Source organism: Streptomyces sp. NBC_00083 (assembly GCF_026343295.1).
Classification (GTDB): domain Bacteria; phylum Actinomycetota; class Actinomycetes; order Streptomycetales; family Streptomycetaceae; genus Streptomyces.
The window spans coordinates 2,642,707-2,663,643 of the sequence record NZ_JAPELY010000001.1; the positions used below are offsets into that span (position 1 = coordinate 2,642,707).

The following is a 20,937-nucleotide window of genomic DNA, read 5'->3' on the forward strand; positions in this document are numbered from 1 at the left end:
GGCCGCGGCCGGTTCAGACGTGGCGCGGCAGCCGGACCGTCAGCGCGTAGAGCCGGGTCGTCTGCACCGGGTTCTCGTTGTCGTCGCTGACCAGCAGGAGCCGCAGCCGGCCGTCCCGGGTGCGGCCGGTGACCGCGAGGCCCTCGATGTTGTCGAGCAGCGGGTTGGGCTGCGGCTGCTTGGCCGTGGCGCCCAGCGAGGGGCAGGCCGCGAGATCCGCCAGCAGGGTCTTGCGCAGCACGCGCGCGCCGCCCGGCAGGTTCGTCACGCCGCTCACATCGCTCGCGCCCCTCGGGTCGGCGAGGAAGAGGCGTACCGAGTTGCCGACGCCCGCCGTGAAACCGCGCTCCAGGACGAGGAGCCGGCCGTCATTGGTCGCGGTGATCTCCGAGACGCCCGCGTTCGGTCCGGCGGGATAGGCGTACTGCCCGGCGAGCCGGAACTCGCCCCGCGCGCCGCCCCGTTGCCAGGTCTGGAACCGCAGCAGCGTACGTCCCGCCGCGTCCTTGGCGTCCCCCGCGAGGGGTGCCTCCATGGACGCGATGAGGGTGCGGCCTCCGGGTTGCAGCGCGAGGCCCTCGAACGTGGCGTTGGAGAGGGCGCGTCCGGCCGGGGCGACCCGCAGCGCGTCCGGCACCGGCAGCCTGCCGATGAGCCTGCCGTCGCGGTCGTAGCGGCGTACGGACGGCTCGACCTCCGAGGTGATCAGACGGGAGCCGTCCCGGTCCACGACGACGGCCTCCGAGTCGAGCTGGGCGCCCTTCTCGTCCGCGAGCGGCACCACCCGGGTGGGCGTGGCCGCGAGGCGCCCGTCCAGCTTCAGGGAGAACAGCTGGGAGCGGTCGGACAGCGCGGCGACCGTGCCGTCGGTGTCGAGGGCGAGCCCGGACAGATTGCCTACCACCGTGCCCTGGAACAGGGTCTTGTCCAGGGCGTCGGAGAAGCCGTCGAGGGCCGTGGAGGCGGAGCAGGCGTGGCGCGGGCCCGGGGCGGGCCGGGCCGCGGCGCTCCCCCCGGTGACGCCCAGGGAGACGACGACGGCCAGCGAGACGGTCGCGGCGGCAGTGGCGGTACGCAGACGCACGGGTTCCTCCCAAGTCGGGTACGGGCCCCGACACCGTAAACCGGCTTGTGCGACCGGCGAGTTGACCTCCGCCATCCTGCGCGGAAACGCTCGAAAGCCGGTCGAACCCGGCCCGGACCGGGGAGCCGCCCGCCCGGCGGTGCCGCGCGGGCCGGCCGGCACCGCTATGAGCCGCATGTGAGCTGCGCCCCTGGCGGACCGTGAGCGCCCCCGGGCCACTTATCCTGAGCGACCCGGTCCGTACCCGGTGTCCTGGCCGCACTACCTGTCCTTGGAGTCCGACTTGAGGGTAAATCTCCGTTCCCGAGTCACGATGTGGCTCGGGCGCACCTACCTTGCCAGGATCCAGAAGCGTGGTATCGGCCCCGGCACGATCTCGTTGCTGCCCGACGCACTGCTGATGCCGCTGCGCCGCGACGGACTCGACCCGGTCCCCGAGCTGACCGCGCACCAGGCCGACGAGCCGGTCAGCAAGGTCCCGCTGCCGTTCGGCATGGACGCCTGGGTGGTGACCGGTCACGACGCCGTGAAGGAGGTCCTCGGCTCCGCCGACGGGTTCAGCAACGACTTCACCCACCTCGCGGGCAACGCGGGCGTCGTCGAGGAGCAGCACCCCGGCGGGCTCGGCTTCAGCGACCCCCCGGTGCACACCCGGCTGCGCCGCATCCTGACGCCCGAGTTCACCATGCGCAGGCTGCGCCGGCTCACCCCCCGCATCGACGCCCTCGTCGAGGAGCGGCTCGACGCGATGGAGGCGGCGGGCGGCACCGTCGACCTGGTCGAGGCGTTCGCGCTCCCCATACCCTCGCTGACCATATGCGAGCTGCTCGGCGTGCCCTACGAGGACCGGCACGACTTCCAGCAGCTCGCCATGGAACGCTTCGACCTGTTCGCCGGGGCGACCGCGCCGCTCGGCGCGATGTCCGCCTCGCTGTCCTACTTCCGGGACGTCGTCAAGAAGCAGCGCGAGAACCCGGGCGACGGACTCATCGGCATGATCGTCAAGGAGCACGGCGACAGCGTCGGCGACGACGAACTCGCCGGACTCGCCGACGGCGTCCTGACCGGCGGTTTCGAGACCACCGCGAGCATGCTGGCGCTCGGCGCCCTCGTGCTGCTCCAGGACCCGGGGGCCCGCGCGCGCGTCGCGGACGACGAGGCGGGGGCCGCGACCTTCGTCGAGGAGGCGCTGCGCCACCTCACCGTCGTCCAGCTGGCCTTCCCCCGCTTCGCCCGCGAGGACGTCGAGGTGGCCGGTGTGCTCATTCCCAAGGGCGACATGGTCCTGTGCTCGCTCAGCGGCGCCAACCGCGACGCCTCGTTCACCGCGGACGGCGGCCGCTTCGACCCGCAGCGCAAGGCCGGCGGCCACCTCGCCTTCGGCTACGGCATCCACCGCTGCATCGGCGCCGAACTCGCCCGCATGGAACTGCGCGCCGCCTTCCCCGCCCTGGTCCGCCGCTTCCCCGAGATGCGCCTTGCCGTACCGGCGGACGAACTCGCCTTCCGCAAGCTGTCGATCGTGTACGGCGTCGAGTCGCTGCCGGTGCGGCTGCGGGGCTGACGCGCGCCGTCCGGGCCGGGGCCCGGACGGCGCGCGGCTCTCACCCCGTGCGTACGGTCAGCTCACCGAGAGCGCGGTGTCGTCCAGGACGAACGACGTCTGGAGCTTGGAGCCCTCGGTCGCGGTGAACCTGAGCGTCACCGTCTGCCCCGCGTAGGCACCGAGGTCCACGGTGCGCTGCGTGTAGCCGCTCGCGGCGTTCAGGTTGGTGTACGTGGCGGGGGTGGCCAGCACCGTCCCGCTCGCGTTCAGGACCTGCACCTTGAGGGTGTCGTACGCCGTGGTGCCGGTCTCCGCGGTGTCGATGTGCAGCTGGAAGCCGAGCTGGGCGGCGCAGCCGGCGGGGATCGTCACCTGCTGGGAGAGGGTGTCGGTGTGCGCGGTGCCCTTGCCGCCGAGCCAGGCCTTGTAGGAGCCGGAGTGCGCGGGCTCCGCGGCGTTGGTGTTGATGATGCCGCTGGTGGCCGTCCACCCCGAACCACCCGATTCGAAGCCCGGGTCGGCGAGCAGCTGGGCCGCGGTGCACGAGGTGGTGCCGCCGCCGCTGCCGGTGGCGCCGGAGAGCCACTCGGTGGCGTTGAGCGCGAGCGCGGCGTCGGTGCCCGCCGGGTCGTCCCAGCCGTCGTACAGGGTGTTGCCGGACTGGCCGGTGCCGTCGTCGATGGGCGAGCTGTCGCCCCAGAACGCGACGCGGCCGGTGCCGAAGGTGCTGGTGGCGAAGAAGGCGCCGGTGTTCCCCGAGGATCCGGTGCGGTAGACCTCGCCCTTGGCGGCGGCGTTGTCGGCCGGCTTGAGGGTCACGGTGGTGCCGTTGCGGATGATGCTGCCGGTCACCTTGCCGAACGAGCCGTTCAGGACCGGGTCGGTGGTGCTGGCGATGGCCCGGGGGTTGTCGGTGGCGATGTTGAGCGAGTCCACCGAGAATCCGAACGGGTCGGTGCTGTCGACGCTGTTGTTGGACATCAGGTCGTTGATGACCTTCACCGCGTCCGCGCCGTCGTTGTTGCGGTCGGAGCCGGTGTGGTCGGAGATGAGGAAGAGGCCGCCGCCGTTCTTCACGAACTGCATCACCGCGGTCTTCTCGGCGGCGCTGAGCAGGACGTTGGGCTCCGGCAGGACGAAGGTGTCGAAGTTCTTGAGGTCGGTGGCGGACGAGGTGCCGTAGGTGATGGTGCTGCCCGAGGGCAGCGTCTTGAGGGCGTAGGCGCCGGTCTTCTGGAGCGCCACGCCCCACGAGGACAGGGCGCCCGTCCAGTCCTTCTCGGCCGACGGCGAGGGGTTCTGGCCCAGCGGATCCGGCTGGCTCGTACTGATGATCCAGTCCGCGTTGCCCGCGGTCTCCGCCTTGGAGTTGTCGAAGAGCACCCGGTGCTGGGTGGCGGCGGCGGGGCGGACCGTCGCGGCGGGCGGTGTGGCGGCCTGGGCGACCGTGCCACCGGCGGCGACGAGCGCGCCCAGCGCGGTCAGGGCGCCCGCGGTCCGTCGGCGCGAGCGGCCGGAACGTATGGCTCCGAGCATCCTGCGTACCTCCATCGAGGTGGGGGAGAGGTGGTGGGGACACCAAGTCTGCGCGCGTAGAACGTCGTTGCACGGACACCCAAGCGGCGCGCGATTGAACCGTACATGGCGAAAACGCGCCGCGGCAGGGGCTGGACGGTGGCTGAATCGCCCGCCCGGCGCACACCCGGTGCGGCCGGCCGGGCGGATGCGCCGGGCCTCACTTCCTCAGGACGGCCTCCATGACCGCCTTCGCGATCGGTGCGCCGAGCTTGCCGCCGGCGATCTCGGAGCGCTCGATGTCCATGTCCGCCGGATCGACGAAGACCGCCACCGCCACCGGCGAGGTGCCGTCGCTCCGCTTGGCGTACGAGACGAACCAGGCGTAGGGCCGCTGTTCGCGCACGTCGGCGCCGTGCTGGGCGGTGCCGGTCTTGCCGCCCACCGTCACGCCGTCGATCCGCACCTTCTTCGCGGTGCCCTCGCTCGCGGTGAACTCCATCATCTCCTGCACCTTCCGGGCGGTGCCCGCGGAGACGGCCTGGCTCACCACCTCGGGGCTCGCCTTCTCAAGGGTGGCGAGGTCCGGCCCGCGCAACTCCTCGACCATGTACGGCTTCATCACCTTGCCGTCGTTGGCGAGTCCCGCGGTCACCATGGCCATCTGGAGCGGTGTGCTGGTCAGGCTGCCCTGGCCCATGCCGGTCAGCGCGGTCCCCGGCTGGTCGAGCCGGTCGGGGTAGCCGCTCTTCGCCGAGCGGACCGGGGTGAACTGCTCGTGGTTGAAGCCGAACTTCTCGGCCGTCTCGCGCATCTTGTCGTTGCCGGTCCTGAGCGCCGTCCGCAAGAACACGTTGTTGCAGGACCACTGCATGCCGGTCTTCAGGGAGACCTTGTCGCACAGGGAGTTGTCGACGTCGTTGCCCACCTGGGTGGTGCTGAGCGGCAGGGTGAACGGGGCCGGCGCGTCCGGCATGGGTGCGTCGATGTCGCTCACGATGCCGTGCTCGATGGCCGCGGCCGCGGTGAGGATCTTGAAGGTCGACCCCGGCGGATACACCTCGCGCAGCGCCCGGTTGGTGAGCGGCTTGTCCTTGGCCGCGTCCAGCCGGCGGAACTCCTCGCCCTCCTGTCGCGAGATCCCGGCGAAGGACGAGGGGTCGTAGGAGGGTGTACTCGCCATCGCGAGGATCTTCCCGGAGCGCGGATCGAGGGCGACCACCGCGCCCTTCGCCTTGAGGTCGGTCAGGCCCTTGTACGCGGCCTTCTGCGCGTCCGGGTCGATGGTGGTGATCACATCGCCGCCGCGCGGGGTCTTCCCCGTGACCAGGGACTTGGCCCGGTCGAGGAAGAGGCGGTCGTCCTTGCCGTTCATCACCTTCGCGTGCACCCCCTCCAGGAAGGTCGCGCCCTGTGCCTGGGAGAGGTAGCCGGTGACCGGCGCGTACATCGGGCCGTCCTCATAGGTGCGCTTGAACAGGAAGTCCGAGCCGGGCGTCGCCACCGAGCCGGTGACGGGCTGTCCGCCGACCACGATGTTGCCGCGCGGCTGCGAGAACGCGGTGATCTGCACCCGCCGGTTGTGCTCGTCGTTGGCGAGGGTGTCGCCCTTCACGAACTGGACCCACGTCGCCCTGATCAGCAGGGCGAGCACCATCACCCCGCAGAAGGCGGCTATGTGACGCAGCGGCTTGTTCATCGCACTCCCAAAGACGTTAAGACGTGCCGAATCGGTCTGAACCGGACATGTGGCGACAGCAGAACAGGTCCGGGACCTCGATGTCCAAGAGCGTCACAGGCGCTCTCGTCATAGCGATCCGGCTATCGGTGCAGGTCAGAGCCGCATGAGCGGGCGAGGGCGGATTCGGGCGATGGAGCGGCTGTTACGGAAGGGTCATAAAGCGGGCATTCGGCGAGCCTGCGGCGCCGTAGGGAACGCCGCCCGGCCTCTAAGCTGGGCAGCCATGTTCGCTCCCCAGGGCCCCACCTTCCGGGAACTCGCCGTGCAGGCGCTCTCCTCAGTCGAGCACGGCTACGACCTGCTCGCCCCCAAGTTCGACCACACCCCCTTCCGCACGCCCGAGGCGATCCTCGCGCCGGTGGCGGCCGTCCTCGGCCGGCTCGGCCCCTTCGACCGCGGCCTCGACCTGTGCTGCGGCACCGGCGCCGGCCTCGGCGTGCTGGGCGAGCTGTGCCGCGACGGCGTCACCGGCGTCGACATCAGCGCCGGGATGCTGGCCGTCGCCGCCCGCGCCCACCCGCGGGCCCACCTCGTGCGGGCCGACGCGCGGGCGCTGCCCCTGCGGCCCGCGTTCGATCTGGCCGTCAGCTTCGGGGCGTTCGGGCACTTCCTGCCCCGCGAGCGGCCCGGCCTCTTCGCCGGGGTGCACGCCGCCCTGCGCCCCGGCGGCAGGTTCGCCTTCCCGGTGGTGGCGCCGCCCCGGCCCGGCAGCCCCGGACACCTCGCCCTGCTGGGCTTCGACACGGCGATGCGGGTCCGCAACGCCCTGTGGCGCCCGCCGTTCGTCATGTACTACCGCGGGTTCGGCCTCGCGGACGTACGCGGGGAACTCGCGGCGGCCGGCTTCGGCGTCGAGCTGTACGCCCTGGAGGAGATCGGCCGGCGCGCGGACGGCAGCCCACGGGCCCGGCTGGTGGTCGCCACCAAGTAGCGCGGAGCGGCACGCGAACGGGCCCCGCCCGGCGGGCGGGGCCCGTTCGCGTCGCGGTGACGGCCCTCAAGCCGGCCGCCAAGTGGCCGTCAGGAACAGGTGAGTTGAGGTCCGGCCCAGTCGGCGTGGTCGTAGTCGATGCCGTCGCCGGAGTCGCTCACCACCAGCTTCAGCTCGCTCGCTCCGGTCAGATCGGCGCCGATCGTCCTCGCCGCGTCCGCGCCGGTGACCCGGCCGCTGTCGGCGACCGGCGTCCCGTCCCGGTAGACCCGGAAGACGACCGACCCCTTGGCGCCCACCTCGTCGTCGAGGCCCACGTCCGTCCTGAACGCGGTGCAGGTGCCGCCCAGGTAGTACGTCAGCGTGGACGAGGCGTGGGCGCCGAGGCCCTTGGTGTAGGTGGCGCCGCCCACGGTGAGGGTCCTGCCGTCGCCCGCGGCCTGCTCCGCGTTGCTGCGGTCGCGCTCGACCGGACCCCAGCCGTTGGTGGCCGACGTCCATGACAGGTCGCTGAGCTGGTGGACCCCGGGCCCCGGAGGCACCCGGGGGCCCGGCGTGACCCGGTACATCACCGTTCCGTGCGCGGGCACCGACGCGCCGATGGCACCCGTGGTGCTGCTCGTGCGGTGGGTCCAGAGGTCCTTGAGGGCGTACGAGGACGATCCGCCGAGCCCGATGGCGTCGATCGTCGTCGACACCGTCCTCGTGGAGGCGGTCTCGTTGGTGAGGGTCACCGAACGGCTGCCGTCGGCAAGGGGTTTGGTCATCACGACCAGGCCGCCCGAGCTCGACACCACCGTGCCCTGCTTGCCGAGCGGATCCTGGTCGACGGCGATCACGTCGGTGTTCTTCAGGATCGCGAGGGTGGCCGCGCTCGGGGCCCGCAGATCGCTGCCGATGAGCAGCGGGGCCGCCATCTGCGACCACAGGCTGAAGTGGGTGCGGTACTCGGTGTCGGTCATGCCGCCGTTGCCGACCTCCAGCATGTCCGGGTCGTTCCAGCCGCCGGGGCCCGCGGCGGCGGCCAGTGGCTGGTTCTGGTGCGCGATGCCGATCATGCTAGACCAGGAGTCACTGATGTCACCCGTGGTGCGCCAGGAGTTGCCGGTGCCCGACGCCCAGGTCCAGGGCTGGTTCTGGCCCCACTCGCAGATGCTGTAGAGGATGGGGCGGCCGGTCGCCCTGAGCGCGTCGCCCATCGCACGGTAGCGCTGCTCGGCGTCGACGCCGGTGTTGTTGCAGTTGTCGTACTTGAGGTAGTCGACGCCCCAGGACGCCCACAGCTCGGCGTCCTGCCGCTCGTGCCCCAGACCGCCGGGGAAGCCCTGGGCGTCGCAGGTCTTGGTGCCCGCGCTGGAGTAGAGCCCGAACTTGAGCCCCTTGGCGTGCACGTAGTCCGCGACCGCCTTGATGCCGTGGGGGAAGCGTGCAGGGTCGGGGACGAGGTTGCCGGCGGCGTCACGGGCCGGCAGCGCCCAGCAGTCGTCGATGTTGACGTAGGTGTAGCCGACGTCCTTGAGGCCCTTGGCGACGAACGCGTCCGCGATGCCCTCGACCATCGCCTCGTTGAACTCGGCCCGGCAGTGGGTGGAGTTCCAGTTGTTGAATCCCATCTGCGGGGTCCGCGCCAGGCCGTTGTCCACGGCCGCCGCCTCAGGCGCGGCCGTCACCTCGACGGCGACCGTCAGGCCCCCCGAGAAGAGAGCGAGGGCGCCCAGGGAGGCGACGAGACGGTGTCTGAAACTGTGCAGTTCGGTAGTCAAGTGCGGCTCCAGTGGGGGTAATTGGCGCACAAACGAACGGCGTCGAACGAAAGCAACCACATCTCAGCGGTCGGCCCGGGTCATGTCAAGAGAAGGGACCGCCGTGTCGGGCCCGTCACCTCGGCGTCGAGGACAAGTACCGCCGCGTGCGGCGCTTCCAGGAGGCCACCGAGCGGGGCCATGGAGATCATGGCCCCGCTCGGGGTGAGCGGCCGCCCCCGCCGCGCCTGCCCGGCGCTCAGCCCGACCGGTCGAGGGCGAGCAGCGACGCCACCAGGCGGTCCACCTCCTCCGGCGTGTTGTAGAGCGCGAACGAGGCGCGGGCGGCGGCCGCGAGACCGTAGTGGGCGAGCGCGGGCTGCGCGCAGTGGTGGCCGGCACGGATCGCGATCCCTTCGTGGTCCAGCCACGAGGCGATCTCCGCCGGGTCCCGGCCCGCCACGGTGAACGTCAGGACCGCGATCCTGCCGGGCGCGGACCCCAGGACCTCCAGGCCCGGCACCTGTCCCATCGCCTGCTGGGCGTACGCCGTGAGCGCGTCCTCGTACGCCGCGACCGCCTCCAGGTCGAAGGAGGTGAACCAGTTCAGCGCGGCGAGCAGCCCGGCCACCCCGGCGATGTGCCCGGTGCCGGCCTCCAGGAGATGGGGTGCGGGGGCGAACGTGGTGCGCTCGAAGGAGACCGAGTCGATCATGTTGCCGCCGCCCTGCCAGGGCCGGAGCTCCGCGAGGACCTCCGGCTTGACGTAGAGCGCGCCGATGCCCGTCGGGGCGTACAGCTTGTGCCCCGAGAAGGCGTAGAAGTCGGCGTCGAGGTCGGTGACGTCGACGGGCAGATGGGCGACGGCCTGGGCGCCGTCGACCAGCACCCTCGCCCCGTAGCGGTGGGCGAGCGCGGTCATCTCGGTGACCGGCGGCACCGTGCCGAGCACGTTCGACGCCTGGCTGAGCGCCACCATCCGGGTGCGCGAGGAGAGGAGGTCGGCGTAGGCGTGCAGGTCGATCCGGCCGTCCGCGAGGAGCGGCACCGGCACGACCCGGGCCCGCGTCTCCTGGGCGACGAGCTGCCAGGGGACGATGTTGGAGTGGTGTTCGAGGACGGGTACGAGGATGTCGTCGCCGGGGCCGAGATGAGCCCGGCCCCAGCTCTGCGCGACCAGGTTCACGGCCTCCGTCGTGCCGCGCACGAACACGACGGAGTCGGGGGAGGCCGCCCCGAGGAAGTCCGCGACGGCGGCCCGGCCCGCCTCGTACAGGTCGGTGGCCTCGCGCGCCATGGTGTGCGCGCCCCGGTGGATGTTGGAGTTGGCCGCGCTGTAGTAGCCGGCGAGCGCCTCGATGACCTGGCGCGGTTTCTGTGTGGTGGCGGCGTTGTCCAGCCAGACCAGCGGGTGTCCGTTGACCGTGCGGTGCAGGATCGGAAAGTCCTTGCGCGCCGACTCGGGCGTGAACGCACCCGGCGCCCGGCCCGGAACGCCGGCTTGTCCTGCCTCAGGAATAGTCATGGTAGGTGGACACCTCGACGTTCTGGAGCACCGCGATGGCGTCCTCCACCAGGACGGCCGTGTTGAAGTAGGCGGTCATCAGGTACGAGGTGATGCCCTTCTGGTCGACGCCCATGTTCCGCATGGACAGGCCCGGTTCCATCTCGTCGGGCACCGCGGACGGGCGCAGCCCGACCACGCCCTGCTCCGCCTCGCCCAGGCGCATGAGCAGGATCTCCGTGGTGCCGACGGCCCCGCCGCCGGAGAAGCGCATCTTGTCGGAGGGGAGCAGCGGCACCCCGCGCCAGGTCAGCAGCGGGCTGCCGAACCGGTTGTCGGTCACCGGGGGCACGCCCCGGCGGGTGCACTCACGGCCGAACGCGGCGATCGCCCTCGGGTGCGCCACGAAGTACCCGGGCTGCTTCCACACCCGGGCGAGCAGTTCGTCGAGGTCGTCGGGGGTCGGCGAGCCGGTGCGCGACTGTACGCGCTGCCCGGCGGAGACGTTGTTGACGAGGCCGAACTCGGGATGGTTGAGCAGTGCCGCCTCCTGCCGCTCGCGCAGCGCCTGCGCCGTCAGGTTGGCCTGGGCCCGGGTCTGGTCGATGGGGCCGTTGTAGAGGTCCGCCACCCGGGTGTGGACGCGCAACACCGTCTGGGCCAGGGACATGTGGTACTCGCGCGGCGCGTCCTCGTAGTCGACGTAGGTGCCCGGCAGCTCGACCTCGCCGACGTGGCCCGAACAGAGGTCGATGGGCGCCTCGGAGCCCGGCCGGACGCCCTCGCCGGAGGCGAACATGTCCGTCGCCTCCCTCAGCCGGTCGTCGCGCGAGGTGAGTCGGGTGAGCGCGGCGCGGTCGGCGCACAGGGCGGTGCCGGGGGTGAGCGCCTTGACGCGGTAGGGCATCGGCTCGCCCCGGGTCCAGGCGTCGAGGTCGAAGAACTGGTTGTCGCCGGCCACTTCGAGCAGCGCGTCCTCGCCGTACCGCCCGGTGACGCGCTTCTCGGCGCGGCCCTGGACGAGCACCCACAGCCGGTCCGCCGGGTCCCCTTCCTGGACGAGGACCTGTCCGGCGTCGAACGTCACCGGAGTGAAGGCGGCGGCGAGTTCGTCGAGTGCCGCGTCCTCGGCGTCGCGTAAGTAGGGCAGCTCGCGCAGGTCGCCTGCGACCACGCGCGGGGTGCCGTCCTCGTCGTACGTGCTGATCCGGTCGTCACCCAGGATGAAGGAGCGACGCCGGTTGACGCGGTAGACGCCGGACGCGACGTCGACCCAGGGCAGGGCGCGCAGCAGATAGCGCGGGGTGACCCCGCGCATCTGCGGGACGGTCTTGGTGGCGGTGGCGAGTTGCCGTGCGGTGTCGGGGCTCAGGGTCATTCGCTGGTCGTTCACAGGAGCGTTCACCGGTACCTCCTCGACGGGGCGTGACGAGGACCGATCGTGTTCCTGGATGGTGGGCACCGCAAGGGGCATGTGCCAGGGGCAGTCCTGAAATAGCGGGATTGGCGCTGCGGAAGCCCGCCTCGGTGCAGGTCGCAGTGGTCGGGGAAGGCGGCGGACGCGACTCAATCCGCCCTCGTCGCATCCCCTGATAGATCCCTAAAGTCCGACTTATGGGAATACTTTTTCCGGTCGACTTGATGGGATTTCGACGCGGATTGCGCTCGGGGATCAGCGGGCCGTGCGCTCGGCGACGGAGGTGCGCCAGCCCGCCCTTTCCGCCGGTGGCTCCGGTTCCGCCGGGGAGCCGGAGCCGCCGCGGGTGAAGAACCCGGCCAGGGGGAGCGTGGCGGCGCCCACGGTGACGGCGTCCGGTCCGAGCCGGCCGAGTCCGATGGTGACGCGCTCCGCCGGGTGGCGCAGCGCGTAGGCGGTCGCGTGGCGGCGCACCGACTCCAGAATGTACGGGCCGAGTTGGAGCCCCGCCCACCCGCCGATGAGGATGCGCTCCGGGTTGTAGAGGTTGATCAGATCGGAGAGGCCGGCGCCCAGGTACTCGGCGGTCTCCTCGACGACCGCGAGCGCCGTCGTGTCGGCGGCGGAACCCGGGTCCGGCGGGAACGCGGCGGCGAGCAGCGTGGTGACCGCGGCCTCCTCGGTGATCTGGGCCGGCAGCTCGGCGCCCGCCTCGCGCCAGCGCTGAATGAGCGCCTCGGCCCCCGCGTACGCCTCCAGGCAGCCGAGCGCGCCGCACCGGCAGCGCCGTCCGCGTACGTGCACGGTGGTGTGGCCCCATTCGGCGGCGCTGCTGTGCGCGCCCCCGTAGATCGCGCCGCCCGAGACGATGCAGGCGCCGACTCCCGAGCCGAACAGCACGATCACCGCGTCGGTGGCCCCGCGTCCGCCGCCGAACCACATCTCCGCCTGGCCGAGCGTCTTGGCCCCGTTCTCGATGAAGTACCGCGTGTCGGTGGGGAGTCGGAGCGACGCGCGGAGCAGCGACTCCAGGGGCACGGCGTCCCATCCGATGGTCTGGCCGTGCACCACGGCCCCGTCCGGGGAGCTGCGGTCGACGATGCCGGGCACGCCGACCCCGACGCCGAGCAGCCGGGCGGGGTCGAGGCCGCTCTCGCGCAGCACGGTGGCCACGCCGTCGCGGATGTGCCCGACGATGTGCCCGACGTCGTAGCCGCCGACGTCCAACGACAGCTCCACGCGCGCCAGTTCGCGCAGGACGAGGTCGAACAGCTCGACCCTGACCCGGGTCTCGCCGACGTCCACGCCGATGAGGTGGCCGCTGTCCGGGGCGACGCGGAGCAGGGTGCGCGGTCTGCCCCCGTCGGAGTCCACCACCCCGGCGTCCTCGACGAGGCCGTCGGCGGCGAGTTCGGCGACGACGTTGCTGATGGAGCCCGAACTCAGCCCGGTGGCGGGGCCGAGTGCCTGGCGGCTCATGGGGCCGTCGAAATACAACCGTCTCAGCACCGCGCCGCGGTTGTCCCGACGCAGGTCGCGGACGGTCCTTCTGTTCGGTGTGGCCATGTGGCTCCCTCCCTGCGTGCAACATACCGGTGCGCGAGCCTTCGGCGGGCGGCATGGCCCGTCTTAACTCACGCACTAAATTAAGGCATGAAGTCAGGGGGGAGGGAACCTGGTCCGTCAAGCGCCGCCGGTCACCTGCCGCACGAGCCGGTCGAGGAAGGCGTCCTGGCCCCGGACGAGCAGGCCGGCCGCGGCCTCGGGGGAGAGCCAGGCGAACCGGTCCATCTCGGGGAACGCGCGCACCGTGCCCGACCCGCGCGGCCACTCCATGGTGAAGGTGCCCGGCACCGCGTCGGCCGGATCGAGGTCGGCCTCGACCGCCCAGACCGTCACCGTCTTGCCGCCCTGCTGCACGATCTCGCCGAGCGGGACCAGGTCGCCCTCGGGAGGCGGCAGCCCCAGCTCCTCCTCGAACTCGCGCCGCGCCGCCGCCTCGGGCAGCTCATCGGGGCCGTACTCCCCTTTGGGCACCGACCACGCGCCCGCCTCGCGCCCCATGAAGAACGGGCCGCCCATGTGTCCGACCAACACCTCGATGCCGTCCTCCACCCTGCGGTACAGCAGAAGCCCGGCACTGCGTTTTCCGCCCATGCGGCCAGTCTGAGGGTCCCTGGGGCGCGGCGCCATGGGGCGACGGGGCGCAAGGGGTTCCAGTTGATATGTATGGGTATTCGCACGCGCAGGAGGTGGTGCACATGGCGGACTCCGGGCGGGACGAGACGGCCGAGGAGCGTGCCGATCGCAGGTGGGGCGATCTGCTCCAGGAGCTGAGGGTCGCCCAGACCGGCGTCCAGATCCTGTTCGGATTCCTGCTCGCGGTCGTCTTCCAGCAGCGGTTCACCTCGCTGGGCTCCACCGACCGGGCCATCTACGTGGTGACGGTGATCCTGGGAGCGGCGACCACCGGCGCGCTGATCGGGCCGGTGTCCTTCCACCGCATGCTGGCCGGGCAGCGGCTCAAGCCCCAGACGGTGACCTGGGCATCCCGGCTCACCGTGGTCGGCCTGGTGCTGCTCCTGTGCACGGTGGCGAGTTCGCTGCTGCTGATCCTGCGCGTCGCGCTGCACAGCGCCCTCGCCCCCTGGCTGGTGGCCGGGGTGGTCTGCTGGTTCGTCTGCTGCTGGTTCGTGCTGCCGGCCCTCGCGCACCGGCGCTACCACGACCGCGAACCGTCCGACCGGTGAGCCCTAGGTGCGGGGCTGCCCCGAGTGCTTGGCGGAGACGGCGAGCGTGAAGGAGTGGCCGGCCGGGTCGGCGTAGACCCGTTCGTCCCGCGGGCCGTTGTTGTCCTTGGTGTCGACGGGTGTGCCGCCCAGGGTGATCACCTCGCGCTCGGCGGCGTCCATGTCGCCGAACGCCACGACGATCCTCAGATGTGCCTGCTGGGAGTCCTCGGGGCGCGGCCAGCTGGGCGGCGCGTACCCGTGGTCGCGCCGAATGGCCAGATGGACGCCGTGCCCGCCGACGACCTCGACGAAGTCGGAGTCGTGGCCGGTCTCCACCTCGCCGCCGAGCAAGGCGGCATAGAACTCCGCCAGTTCGACCGGCTCGGCACAGTCCAGGACAAGGATGCTGGTCTTGGAAACACTCATGCGGGACGGGTTCCCCCTCGCGGCCCCGCCTAACGCGCCCGCCCGCCCCCGCCGCCCCGCCGTCACCGGCCCACCCGCGGGGACGGGCGGCGGCCGAGGAGTTCGGCGAGCCCGCGCCGGGTCGCGGCCAGGACGACGCGGTCCTCGGGCCCCAGCACGTACGTGGGCGGAATCCGCCACACCAGGTCGCCGGGGCGCCGGGTGGCACCGAGGTCGGGGACCCGGTCGGCGGGGGAGGAGGTGTCGAGCGCGAGGACCCGCCAGGCGCCCTCGCGGAACGCCTCCTCGACGGTGCGGCCCGCCAGTTGGGGATGGCCCGCCACGTCGACGGCCGCGAAGAGCAGCACCTTGCGCTCCACCGGGATGGCGCCCAGGATCTGACGGCCCATCATGGCTCCGGCGAAGGCGGGCGCCGCCAGGTGCGAGACGCTGCGGCTGCGGGTCATGGCCTGCGGGTGGGCGGCGCGCAGGGTGCGGTAGACGGCGGTGGCGAAGTCGTCGTCGTACAGCCGCATCACGACGCGCAGATCGGGCTTGACCGAGCGCGCGTACAGCGCCGCCTCCAGATTGGTGGTGTCCGAACTGGTCAGCGCGAGCAGGGCGTGGGCGCGGTGTATGCGGGCCGATTCCAGGATGCCCTCCTGGGTGACGTCGCCGATGACCGTGGGCACCCGCAGCCGGCGGGCCAGCGCGATGCCGCGGGCCCCCGGGTCGGCCTCCACGCAGACGACGGGGATGTTCAGTTCGCGCAGCCGCACCAGGACGCGGGCGCCGATCTTGCCCATGCCCAGCAGCACCACGTGTCCCGACAGGCCGCGCGGGGGGCGCGGCAGCGCGGAGGAGCTGCGGAAGGTGCCGAGCCCTTCGAGGACGGCCGCGATCAGGACCGGCAACAGCAGCAACCCGGTCAGTCCCGAAAGGAGTTGGAGGATCTGGCGGCTCACCGGGGCGCCGACGGCGGGGTCGTCGATGGCGAAGATGTCGAGCAGGGTCAGATAGGCGGCGTGCAGGGGGTCGTCGCCCGTGGTGAGCCAGGTCGCGACGGCCAGGGCGATCACCGAGGCGACGACTCCGGCGAGCGACCAGCGCAGCCGGCGCGAGAACAGCCGGCCCAGTGGCGCGCCGAGGTCGGTGAGGCGGCCCGGCGGCTGCGCGGGGCCCGTGTAGGTGACGGTCTCCAGGACGACCCGCCCGCGGTGGCCCGCCTCCTCCAGCGAGCGTTCGTCGGGCAGCAGCCGGGGCCCGTCCGCGCCGCTGCGGTCCGAACCCTCCGCGCCCGCCGGGTCGTTGGTGGTCGAGGAGAGCAGCGCCAGGGTGCACAGACCGGGATCGGTGACCTCGCCGCGGCGCGGCGGCGGGCGCTGTCCGGCCCGCAGCAGCACCCCGTCGGCGTGCACGACCTTGCTGGTGCCGGCGAGCGCGGTGGCGGCGAGGGCGGGCGCCGCGGTGTCCGCGTCCGACAGGACGGTCGTGGAGGACTCGGCGCCCGCCGGTCCCGGGTCCGGCGCCGTCAGGGCGGCCGCCTGGTCGAGCAACTCCTGGAGGTACTGGCCGAGTTTGCGGTTGTAGAGCCGGATGACGAGGCGGACACGGGGGTTGAGACGCCGGGCGGTGAGGGCCGCCCGGATGTTGGTCTCGTCGTCGCGGTGGACCAGGGCGAGCGCCGTGGCCCGCTCGACACCGGCCTCCGTCAGCGTCTCGTCGCTGGGCTCCACCGCCTCCACGAGCCCGGTGTGTCCGTTCCCCTCGGGGCCCGGGGCAGGGGTGCGCAGCACCACCGAGGACATGCGGCCGAACAGCGCGGTGGCCCTGGCCCGGCCGCCGGCCGGCAGGTGGGACGCGGGGGTGCCGTCCGCCGGCGGCACGACGAGGACCACCCGCTCCCCGTAGACCTCGCGCAGTTCGCCGGCGAGCCGGTGGGCCAGCGCGTCGTCCCCGCTGACGATCATGTGGCCGACGGGCGGACCGGGGCGCGGCGGTGACGGAAGCGGCTGTTGAGGAAGTGAGGGCACACCGCAGACCTTGCCCCATCAGGTGGCGCCGCGTCGACGGGCCGCCGGTTCCGGGCGCGTCCCGGCGTCAACCGCCGTGCCGGGGAACCCCTTTGTGGACGTGCCGGAGCGCTCCGAGGTGAACAGCGCGTGCAGCAGGACCGCGGCGAGGGTGCCGGCGACCACTCCGCTGCCCGCCACGGTACGGACCCAGCCGGGGAACCCGTCGTAGAGCGCGGGTGCCAGGAGCGGCAGCAGGCCCACCGCCAGTGCCAGGGCCGCGACGAGCGAGTTGGAGCGCTCGGCGAGCTCGGCACGGGCCAGCATCTCGACGCCCATGACCACGATGACCGCGTACACGACGAGCGCCGAGCCCCCGACGACCGCCGACGGCAGCCCGGCCACCAGGCGGGAGAGCGGCGAGAGCAGGCCCGCGACGACCAGCAGGGCTCCGGCCGCGGCCGTCACGTACCGGCTGCGTACCCCGGTGAGCCGGCCGATTCCGATGTTCTCCGAGCTGGTGACCATCAGCGACGTGCCGAAGAGCCCGCCGACGAGGGACACGAGGGCGTCCGCGCGGGCGACCCTCGGCACGTCGCGCCCGGGGTCGGGTACGCGGCCCGCGGTTTCGCTGTTGAGGACGGTCTGACCGGTGATCTCGGCCAGCGTGGTGAGGCTGAACACCAGGAGCGGCAGGGCTGCCAGAGGGTCGAACCGCGGTGTGCCGTAGGGGAAGAGGGCGGGCACCGAGAAGCCGGATCCGGCGGCCGGGGTGAACGCGCCGAGCCCCGTGCCCACCGCGACGAGCGTGCCCATCGCCATGCCGATGAGGACGGCGGTGCGCCGCCACACCCCGCGCAGCAGGAGATGGGCCAGCACCGTCGCCGCCACGGTCACGGCGGCGAGCAGCATCGCACCCGGGGCGGCGGTGCCCCCGGGGCCGGTGACGAGCTGGGCCGCGACCTTGACCATGGAGATGCCGATCAGGAGCACGGTCACGCCCATCACGAGCGGCGGAAAGAGCCGCACCACCCGTGCGTACAGGGGGAGTACGGCGAGGAGCAGCGCGGCGGCGAGGAGCACCGAGCCGCTCGCCACGGCGGGGCCGTGGTCGCGGGCGATCTGGAGGAACAGGGCGGCGGCCGCTCCGCCCGGCAGCATCACGAAGGGCAGCCGCGCGCCGAACTTCCAGACGCCGAGCGACTGGAGGAGTGAGCCGGCGCCGCACAGCACCAGGACCGCGCTGAGCAGCGAGGCCGTCCGGGCGGCCGGCAGGTGCAGGGTGGCCGCGGTGAGGAAGACGGTGGACACGGGGGCCGCGACCATGGCGAGCACGTGCTGCAGGGCGAGCGGCGCGAGCCGTCGCGGCGGGACACGTTCGTCGACGGGCGAGGTCATGGCCGGGCCTCCAGCCACGGCAGTTCCTCGGGGCTGTAGCGGTAGGCGCGGAACACCGCGTTCGGCTCGGCGGGAAAGAGCCGGCGCACCTCGGACTCCTCGTATCCGCCGAACTGCGGGACGACGAACTCCCAGCACAGATAGCCCTCTTGGGTCACTTCGAAGAGGCGGCCCGCGGGCGAGTCGGTGATGAGTGTGTTGCCCCCGGGGAGCCGCTGCGCCGATCCCATGAAGGGGGCGAAGAACGACTCGCGGGCCGGGTCGTGGTACTCCCACACCACCGCGCGGCTCTCGCGCTCGATCTCCACGACACGCGAGTACGGGACGTCGTGGCCCGGCCGGAAGACGCCGTTGTCGAAGACGAGGATGTTGCCGTTCGCCAGCTCGGTGGGGTGGTGCTGCTGGGAGACCGAGCCGGGATCGGTGCGCCACAGGATCTCGCCGGTGTCCCGGCCGATGACCACCACCGCGGACGCGCTGCGCAGGCTGGCCAGGATGTTTCCGTCGGCGAGCGGGGTCACGCTGTTGATCAGTGGCCAGTGCTCACGGGCGTAGTCGGGATGCAACGGGTACTCGTCCCGGTCGAGGTGGTCGGCGGCGCGCCACGACCACAGCTCGGTGCCGTCGGGGCCGACCTCCTTGATGGTGTCGGCCCACACCGTGCCCTGTGCCGCCTCGGAACCCGCCACCCCGCCGAGGACCGCGGCGGCCTGCGCGCCGCGCAGGGGTTCGAGCGCGGTGTACAGGACGCGCCCGTCGTCGAGACGGTGGGCATCGTGGTGCTGGAGGGGATCGCGGTGCTCTCGCAGGACCGTCCCGTCGGGCGCGGCCTCCAGCATCACGCCGCCCCGGTACTTGTGCCACATCGGAAACAGCGCCTCCTGGCCGGGCAGGACGCCGTTGTACGCCAGGTTCCCGTTGCCGAGGATGCGGGCGTGCCGTCCCGGCCGGTAAGGGAGGTGCCAGCTGTGCACCGTTTCGCCCCGCAGGTTCACGAGGTGCACCTCGCCACCCGAGGTGAGCGGGGCGTACAGCGTGAAGCCCGGGTGGGCGGCGCCCGGATCGAGGGCGATGAGGCCCGTGCCGCGGCGGCGGCGCTGGTTCTGGTCGACGACGGTCGGTCGAACGGACACGACGGCTCTCCTTCAAACTTTCTTTGATGGCTTCGAACAAGTTCGACCATAGAGACCTTGTGTGTCGGCGGTATGACGGGAGTGCGAAACCGTCCCGGGCCCTGCGTAAGGTGATCCTCAGGGAGGGTGGTGTCGATGAACGACGCAGGTGACAAGGGTGCCGGGCCGCGCCTGGGCGGGGCGGTGCGCCGTCGGCGGCGGGCGCTCGACCTCACGCTCGCGGTCGTGGCGGAGCGCAGCGGCCTCTCGGTCCCGTTCCTCAGCCAGATCGAGAACGAACGGGCCCGCCCGAGCATGCGGTCCCTCCAGCGCATCGCGGACGGCCTGGGCACCACGGCGGTGGAACTGCTCGCCGCGGCCGACGCCACGGAGCGGGCGGTGGATGTCGTGCGGGCGGGCCACGACGCCGGCCTGTCGCCGGGCGCCGGGGTACGCCCGCTGGTGCGGGGCCGTCACCAGATGCACGCCCTGGAGTTCACCGGGGAGCGCGCGGCGGACCGCGAATTCCTGCACCACAACGACGAGTTGATGTACGTCGCGGACGGCGCGGCGGAGGTCGAGGCGGAGGGCCGCCGCTACGTGCTGTCCAGTGGGGACACGCTCTACCTCACCGGCGGGGTGCGCCACCGCTGGCGGGCGACGCTGCCCGGCACCCGGGTGCTCGTCGTCGCCGTCTCCGACCACATCGAGGGGACCTGAAGGGGGCCGCCCCTCAACTGCCGCCCTCGGCAAGGCTGTTGTAGCGCAGCAGGTATGCGGCGAACCGGTCCAGATCCTCCGGCGCCCAGTCGGCGAGCCGCTCGTGGAAGGCCTGACGGCGCAGCTCCGCCGCCTCCGCGAGCTTGGCGGTGCCCGCCGGGGTCAGCCGCAGCAACTGGATCCGCTGGTCGTCGGGGTCGCTGACCCGCTCGATGAAGCCGAGCTTCTCCAGGCCCGCGATCTGCCGGCTGATCGTCGACTTGTCGAGCATGTAGTACGCGGCCAGGTCGGTGGCCCGGCACCCCTGCTGGTCCTCCATGTGGGAGAGCAGCGTGAACGAGACGAGCGAGAGCTCCGGGTGCATCCGGGCGGCGGCGGCCCGCGCGCGCCGGGCGAACGCGGTCAGCTCACGCTGAATGGTGACGACCGACTGGTCACGGCTGAGCACGACTGATCCCCTTCCGTCCACGAATGAGTTGTATAATACAACGCTACTCGGGAGGGCCGGACGTGGCGCGCCGTGGCGGGCTCACCCGGACCGCGGGTCCGCGTCGAGGGTGTCGAGCGCCTCGGTGAGCCAGCCGATCCAGAACGTCTCCAGCTCGATGCCGCCGCGCAGCACCAGATGGCGCAGCCGGTCCTGCTCGCTGTCCCGCTCGGGCGGGAAGTCCTTCGTCTCGATCGTCCGGTACGTGGCCAACTGGCCCTGGTGCAGGGCGAGATGACGCTCCAGCTCGGCCCGCAGGCCGCCCGCGCCGATGACGGCCGCCGCGCGCACCCGCAGCAGCAGCGGGTCCCGCATCGGCTTGGGGTCCTGGCCGGCCGCCGCCCACTCGGCGAGCTCGGAGCGGCCCGCGGGCAGCACCTCGTACTCCTTCTTCTGTCCGCGCGCCGGAGCGGCGGACGGCAGCGCGCGGATGAACCCGGAGTGCTCCAGCTTGCCCAGCTCGCGGTAGATCTGCTGATGCGTGGCCGACCAGAAGTAGCCGATCGACTTGTCGAAGCGGCGCGTCAGCTCAAGGCCCGACGAGGGCTTTTCGAGCAGGGCGGTCAGGATCGCGTGCGGGAGGGACATGAC

At 72.2% G+C, this 20,937-nt stretch carries 18 protein-coding genes; 4 read left to right on the forward strand and 14 right to left on the reverse strand.

Translation table 11 applies throughout. From position 1 onward, the window contains the following. Positions 1–13 precede the first annotated feature (13 nt). Positions 14–1,027, reverse strand: a complete 1,014-nt coding sequence (locus tag OOJ98_RS11705) for an esterase-like activity of phytase family protein (protein WP_267055604.1) — start codon at positions 1,025–1,027, stop codon at positions 14–16. Between the two features lie 370 nt (positions 1,028–1,397). Here OOJ98_RS11705 and OOJ98_RS11710 point away from each other — a divergent pair, with 370 nt between their 5' ends. After that, positions 1,398–2,648 (forward strand): cytochrome P450, encoded by a 1,251-nt coding sequence (locus OOJ98_RS11710; RefSeq protein ID WP_267055605.1) that lies wholly within the window; start codon positions 1,398–1,400, stop codon positions 2,646–2,648. 57 nt (positions 2,649–2,705) lie between these two features. Here the strand turns inward: OOJ98_RS11710 and OOJ98_RS11715 are convergent, their stop codons facing one another. Next, on the reverse strand, positions 2,706–4,166 hold the full coding sequence (locus OOJ98_RS11715) for a hydrolase (RefSeq protein WP_267054576.1): 1,461 nt from the start codon (positions 4,164–4,166) through the stop codon (positions 2,706–2,708). 199 nt (positions 4,167–4,365) lie between these two features. Continuing rightward, positions 4,366–5,844: a penicillin-binding protein 2 gene (locus OOJ98_RS11720; RefSeq protein WP_267054577.1), complete on the reverse strand. Its 1,479-nt coding sequence runs from the start codon at positions 5,842–5,844 to the stop codon at positions 4,366–4,368. A gap of 265 nt (positions 5,845–6,109) precedes the next feature. Between OOJ98_RS11720 and OOJ98_RS11725 the strand changes: the two genes are divergently transcribed. Beyond that, positions 6,110–6,817, forward strand: coding sequence for a class I SAM-dependent methyltransferase (locus OOJ98_RS11725; protein ID WP_267054578.1), 708 nt, complete (start codon positions 6,110–6,112; stop codon positions 6,815–6,817). Positions 6,818–6,906: 89 nt separating this feature from the next. Here the strand turns inward: OOJ98_RS11725 and OOJ98_RS11730 are convergent, their stop codons facing one another. The 5 genes from OOJ98_RS11730 to OOJ98_RS11750 form a co-directional block, all read right to left on the reverse strand. Next, a complete protein-coding gene (locus tag OOJ98_RS11730; RefSeq protein WP_267055606.1) occupies positions 6,907–8,430 on the reverse strand; it encodes an NPCBM/NEW2 domain-containing protein in 1,524 nt (507 codons plus the stop codon). A gap of 388 nt (positions 8,431–8,818) precedes the next feature. After that, positions 8,819–10,084 carry a SufS family cysteine desulfurase gene (locus tag OOJ98_RS11735; RefSeq protein WP_267054579.1) on the reverse strand — a complete coding sequence of 422 codons (1,266 nt, stop codon included), beginning with the start codon at positions 10,082–10,084 and terminating at the stop codon, positions 8,819–8,821. Continuing rightward, a complete protein-coding gene (locus tag OOJ98_RS11740) occupies positions 10,071–11,456 on the reverse strand; it encodes a family 2B encapsulin nanocompartment shell protein (protein ID WP_323177908.1) in 1,386 nt (461 codons plus the stop codon). The genes OOJ98_RS11735 and OOJ98_RS11740 overlap by 14 nt, the downstream gene beginning before the upstream one ends. A gap of 279 nt (positions 11,457–11,735) precedes the next feature. Next, entirely contained in the window at positions 11,736–13,046 is a 1,311-nt protein-coding gene (locus OOJ98_RS11745; RefSeq protein WP_267054580.1) for an ROK family transcriptional regulator, read from the reverse strand. 117 nt (positions 13,047–13,163) lie between these two features. Further along, positions 13,164–13,637 carry an NUDIX domain-containing protein gene (locus OOJ98_RS11750; protein ID WP_267054581.1) on the reverse strand — a complete coding sequence of 158 codons (474 nt, stop codon included), beginning with the start codon at positions 13,635–13,637 and terminating at the stop codon, positions 13,164–13,166. Between the two features lie 104 nt (positions 13,638–13,741). On the opposite strand from OOJ98_RS11750, the gene OOJ98_RS11755 reads away from it, so the two are divergent. After that, on the forward strand, positions 13,742–14,230 hold the full coding sequence (locus OOJ98_RS11755) for a DUF6328 family protein (RefSeq protein ID WP_267054582.1): 489 nt from the start codon (positions 13,742–13,744) through the stop codon (positions 14,228–14,230). A 3-nt stretch (positions 14,231–14,233) separates the two neighbouring features. On the opposite strand, the gene OOJ98_RS11760 is transcribed toward OOJ98_RS11755, so the two are convergent. The 4 genes from OOJ98_RS11760 to OOJ98_RS11775 all read right to left on the reverse strand — a co-directional run bounded on the left by OOJ98_RS11760 (position 14,234) and on the right by OOJ98_RS11775 (position 19,160). Beyond that, a complete protein-coding gene (locus OOJ98_RS11760; RefSeq protein ID WP_267054583.1) occupies positions 14,234–14,638 on the reverse strand; it encodes a VOC family protein in 405 nt (134 codons plus the stop codon). A gap of 62 nt (positions 14,639–14,700) precedes the next feature. After that, positions 14,701–16,587: a TrkA family potassium uptake protein gene (locus tag OOJ98_RS11765; RefSeq protein WP_267054584.1), complete on the reverse strand. Its 1,887-nt coding sequence runs from the start codon at positions 16,585–16,587 to the stop codon at positions 14,701–14,703. 81 nt (positions 16,588–16,668) lie between these two features. After that, entirely contained in the window at positions 16,669–18,027 is a 1,359-nt protein-coding gene (locus OOJ98_RS11770; RefSeq protein WP_267054585.1) for a uracil-xanthine permease family protein, read from the reverse strand. Next, entirely contained in the window at positions 18,024–19,160 is a 1,137-nt protein-coding gene (locus OOJ98_RS11775; protein ID WP_267054586.1) for an aryl-sulfate sulfotransferase, read from the reverse strand. The genes OOJ98_RS11770 and OOJ98_RS11775 overlap by 4 nt, the downstream gene beginning before the upstream one ends. A gap of 135 nt (positions 19,161–19,295) precedes the next feature. On the opposite strand from OOJ98_RS11775, the gene OOJ98_RS11780 reads away from it, so the two are divergent. Continuing rightward, entirely contained in the window at positions 19,296–19,859 is a 564-nt protein-coding gene (locus tag OOJ98_RS11780) for a helix-turn-helix domain-containing protein (RefSeq protein ID WP_267054587.1), read from the forward strand. 13 nt (positions 19,860–19,872) lie between these two features. Here OOJ98_RS11780 and OOJ98_RS11785 read toward each other — a convergent pair whose 3' ends face one another. Together OOJ98_RS11785 and OOJ98_RS11790 are read right to left on the reverse strand one after the other, a co-directional pair. Beyond that, entirely contained in the window at positions 19,873–20,307 is a 435-nt protein-coding gene (locus OOJ98_RS11785; protein ID WP_267054588.1) for a MarR family winged helix-turn-helix transcriptional regulator, read from the reverse strand. A gap of 81 nt (positions 20,308–20,388) precedes the next feature. Next, entirely contained in the window at positions 20,389–20,934 is a 546-nt protein-coding gene (locus OOJ98_RS11790; protein ID WP_267054589.1) for a PadR family transcriptional regulator, read from the reverse strand. Positions 20,935–20,937: the final 3 nt, after the last annotated feature.

Excerpts from the sequence above, each read along its gene's own strand:
- OOJ98_RS11735 (WP_267054579.1), bottom strand. The coding sequence starts at position 10,084 with ATGACTATTCCTGAGGCAGGACAAGCCGGCGTTCCGGGCCGGGCGCCG.
- OOJ98_RS11790 (WP_267054589.1), bottom strand. The coding sequence starts at position 20,934 with ATGTCCCTCCCGCACGCGATCCTGACCGCCCTGCTCGAAAAGCCCTCG.
- OOJ98_RS11765 (WP_267054584.1), bottom strand. The coding sequence starts at position 16,587 with ATGATCGTCAGCGGGGACGACGCGCTGGCCCACCGGCTCGCCGGCGAA.
- OOJ98_RS11745 (WP_267054580.1), bottom strand. The coding sequence starts at position 13,046 with ATGGCCACACCGAACAGAAGGACCGTCCGCGACCTGCGTCGGGACAAC.
- OOJ98_RS11760 (WP_267054583.1), bottom strand. The coding sequence starts at position 14,638 with ATGAGTGTTTCCAAGACCAGCATCCTTGTCCTGGACTGTGCCGAGCCG.
- OOJ98_RS11710 (WP_267055605.1), top strand. The coding sequence starts at position 1,398 with ATGTGGCTCGGGCGCACCTACCTTGCCAGGATCCAGAAGCGTGGTATC.
- OOJ98_RS11770 (WP_267054585.1), bottom strand. The coding sequence starts at position 18,027 with ATGACCTCGCCCGTCGACGAACGTGTCCCGCCGCGACGGCTCGCGCCG.
- OOJ98_RS11720 (WP_267054577.1), bottom strand. The coding sequence starts at position 5,844 with ATGAACAAGCCGCTGCGTCACATAGCCGCCTTCTGCGGGGTGATGGTG.
- OOJ98_RS11750 (WP_267054581.1), bottom strand. The coding sequence starts at position 13,637 with ATGGGCGGAAAACGCAGTGCCGGGCTTCTGCTGTACCGCAGGGTGGAG.
- OOJ98_RS11715 (WP_267054576.1), bottom strand. The coding sequence starts at position 4,166 with ATGCTCGGAGCCATACGTTCCGGCCGCTCGCGCCGACGGACCGCGGGC.
- OOJ98_RS11725 (WP_267054578.1), top strand. The coding sequence starts at position 6,110 with ATGTTCGCTCCCCAGGGCCCCACCTTCCGGGAACTCGCCGTGCAGGCG.
- OOJ98_RS11730 (WP_267055606.1), bottom strand. The coding sequence starts at position 8,430 with ATGGGATTCAACAACTGGAACTCCACCCACTGCCGGGCCGAGTTCAAC.
- OOJ98_RS11755 (WP_267054582.1), top strand. The coding sequence starts at position 13,742 with ATGGCGGACTCCGGGCGGGACGAGACGGCCGAGGAGCGTGCCGATCGC.
- OOJ98_RS11780 (WP_267054587.1), top strand. The coding sequence starts at position 19,296 with ATGAACGACGCAGGTGACAAGGGTGCCGGGCCGCGCCTGGGCGGGGCG.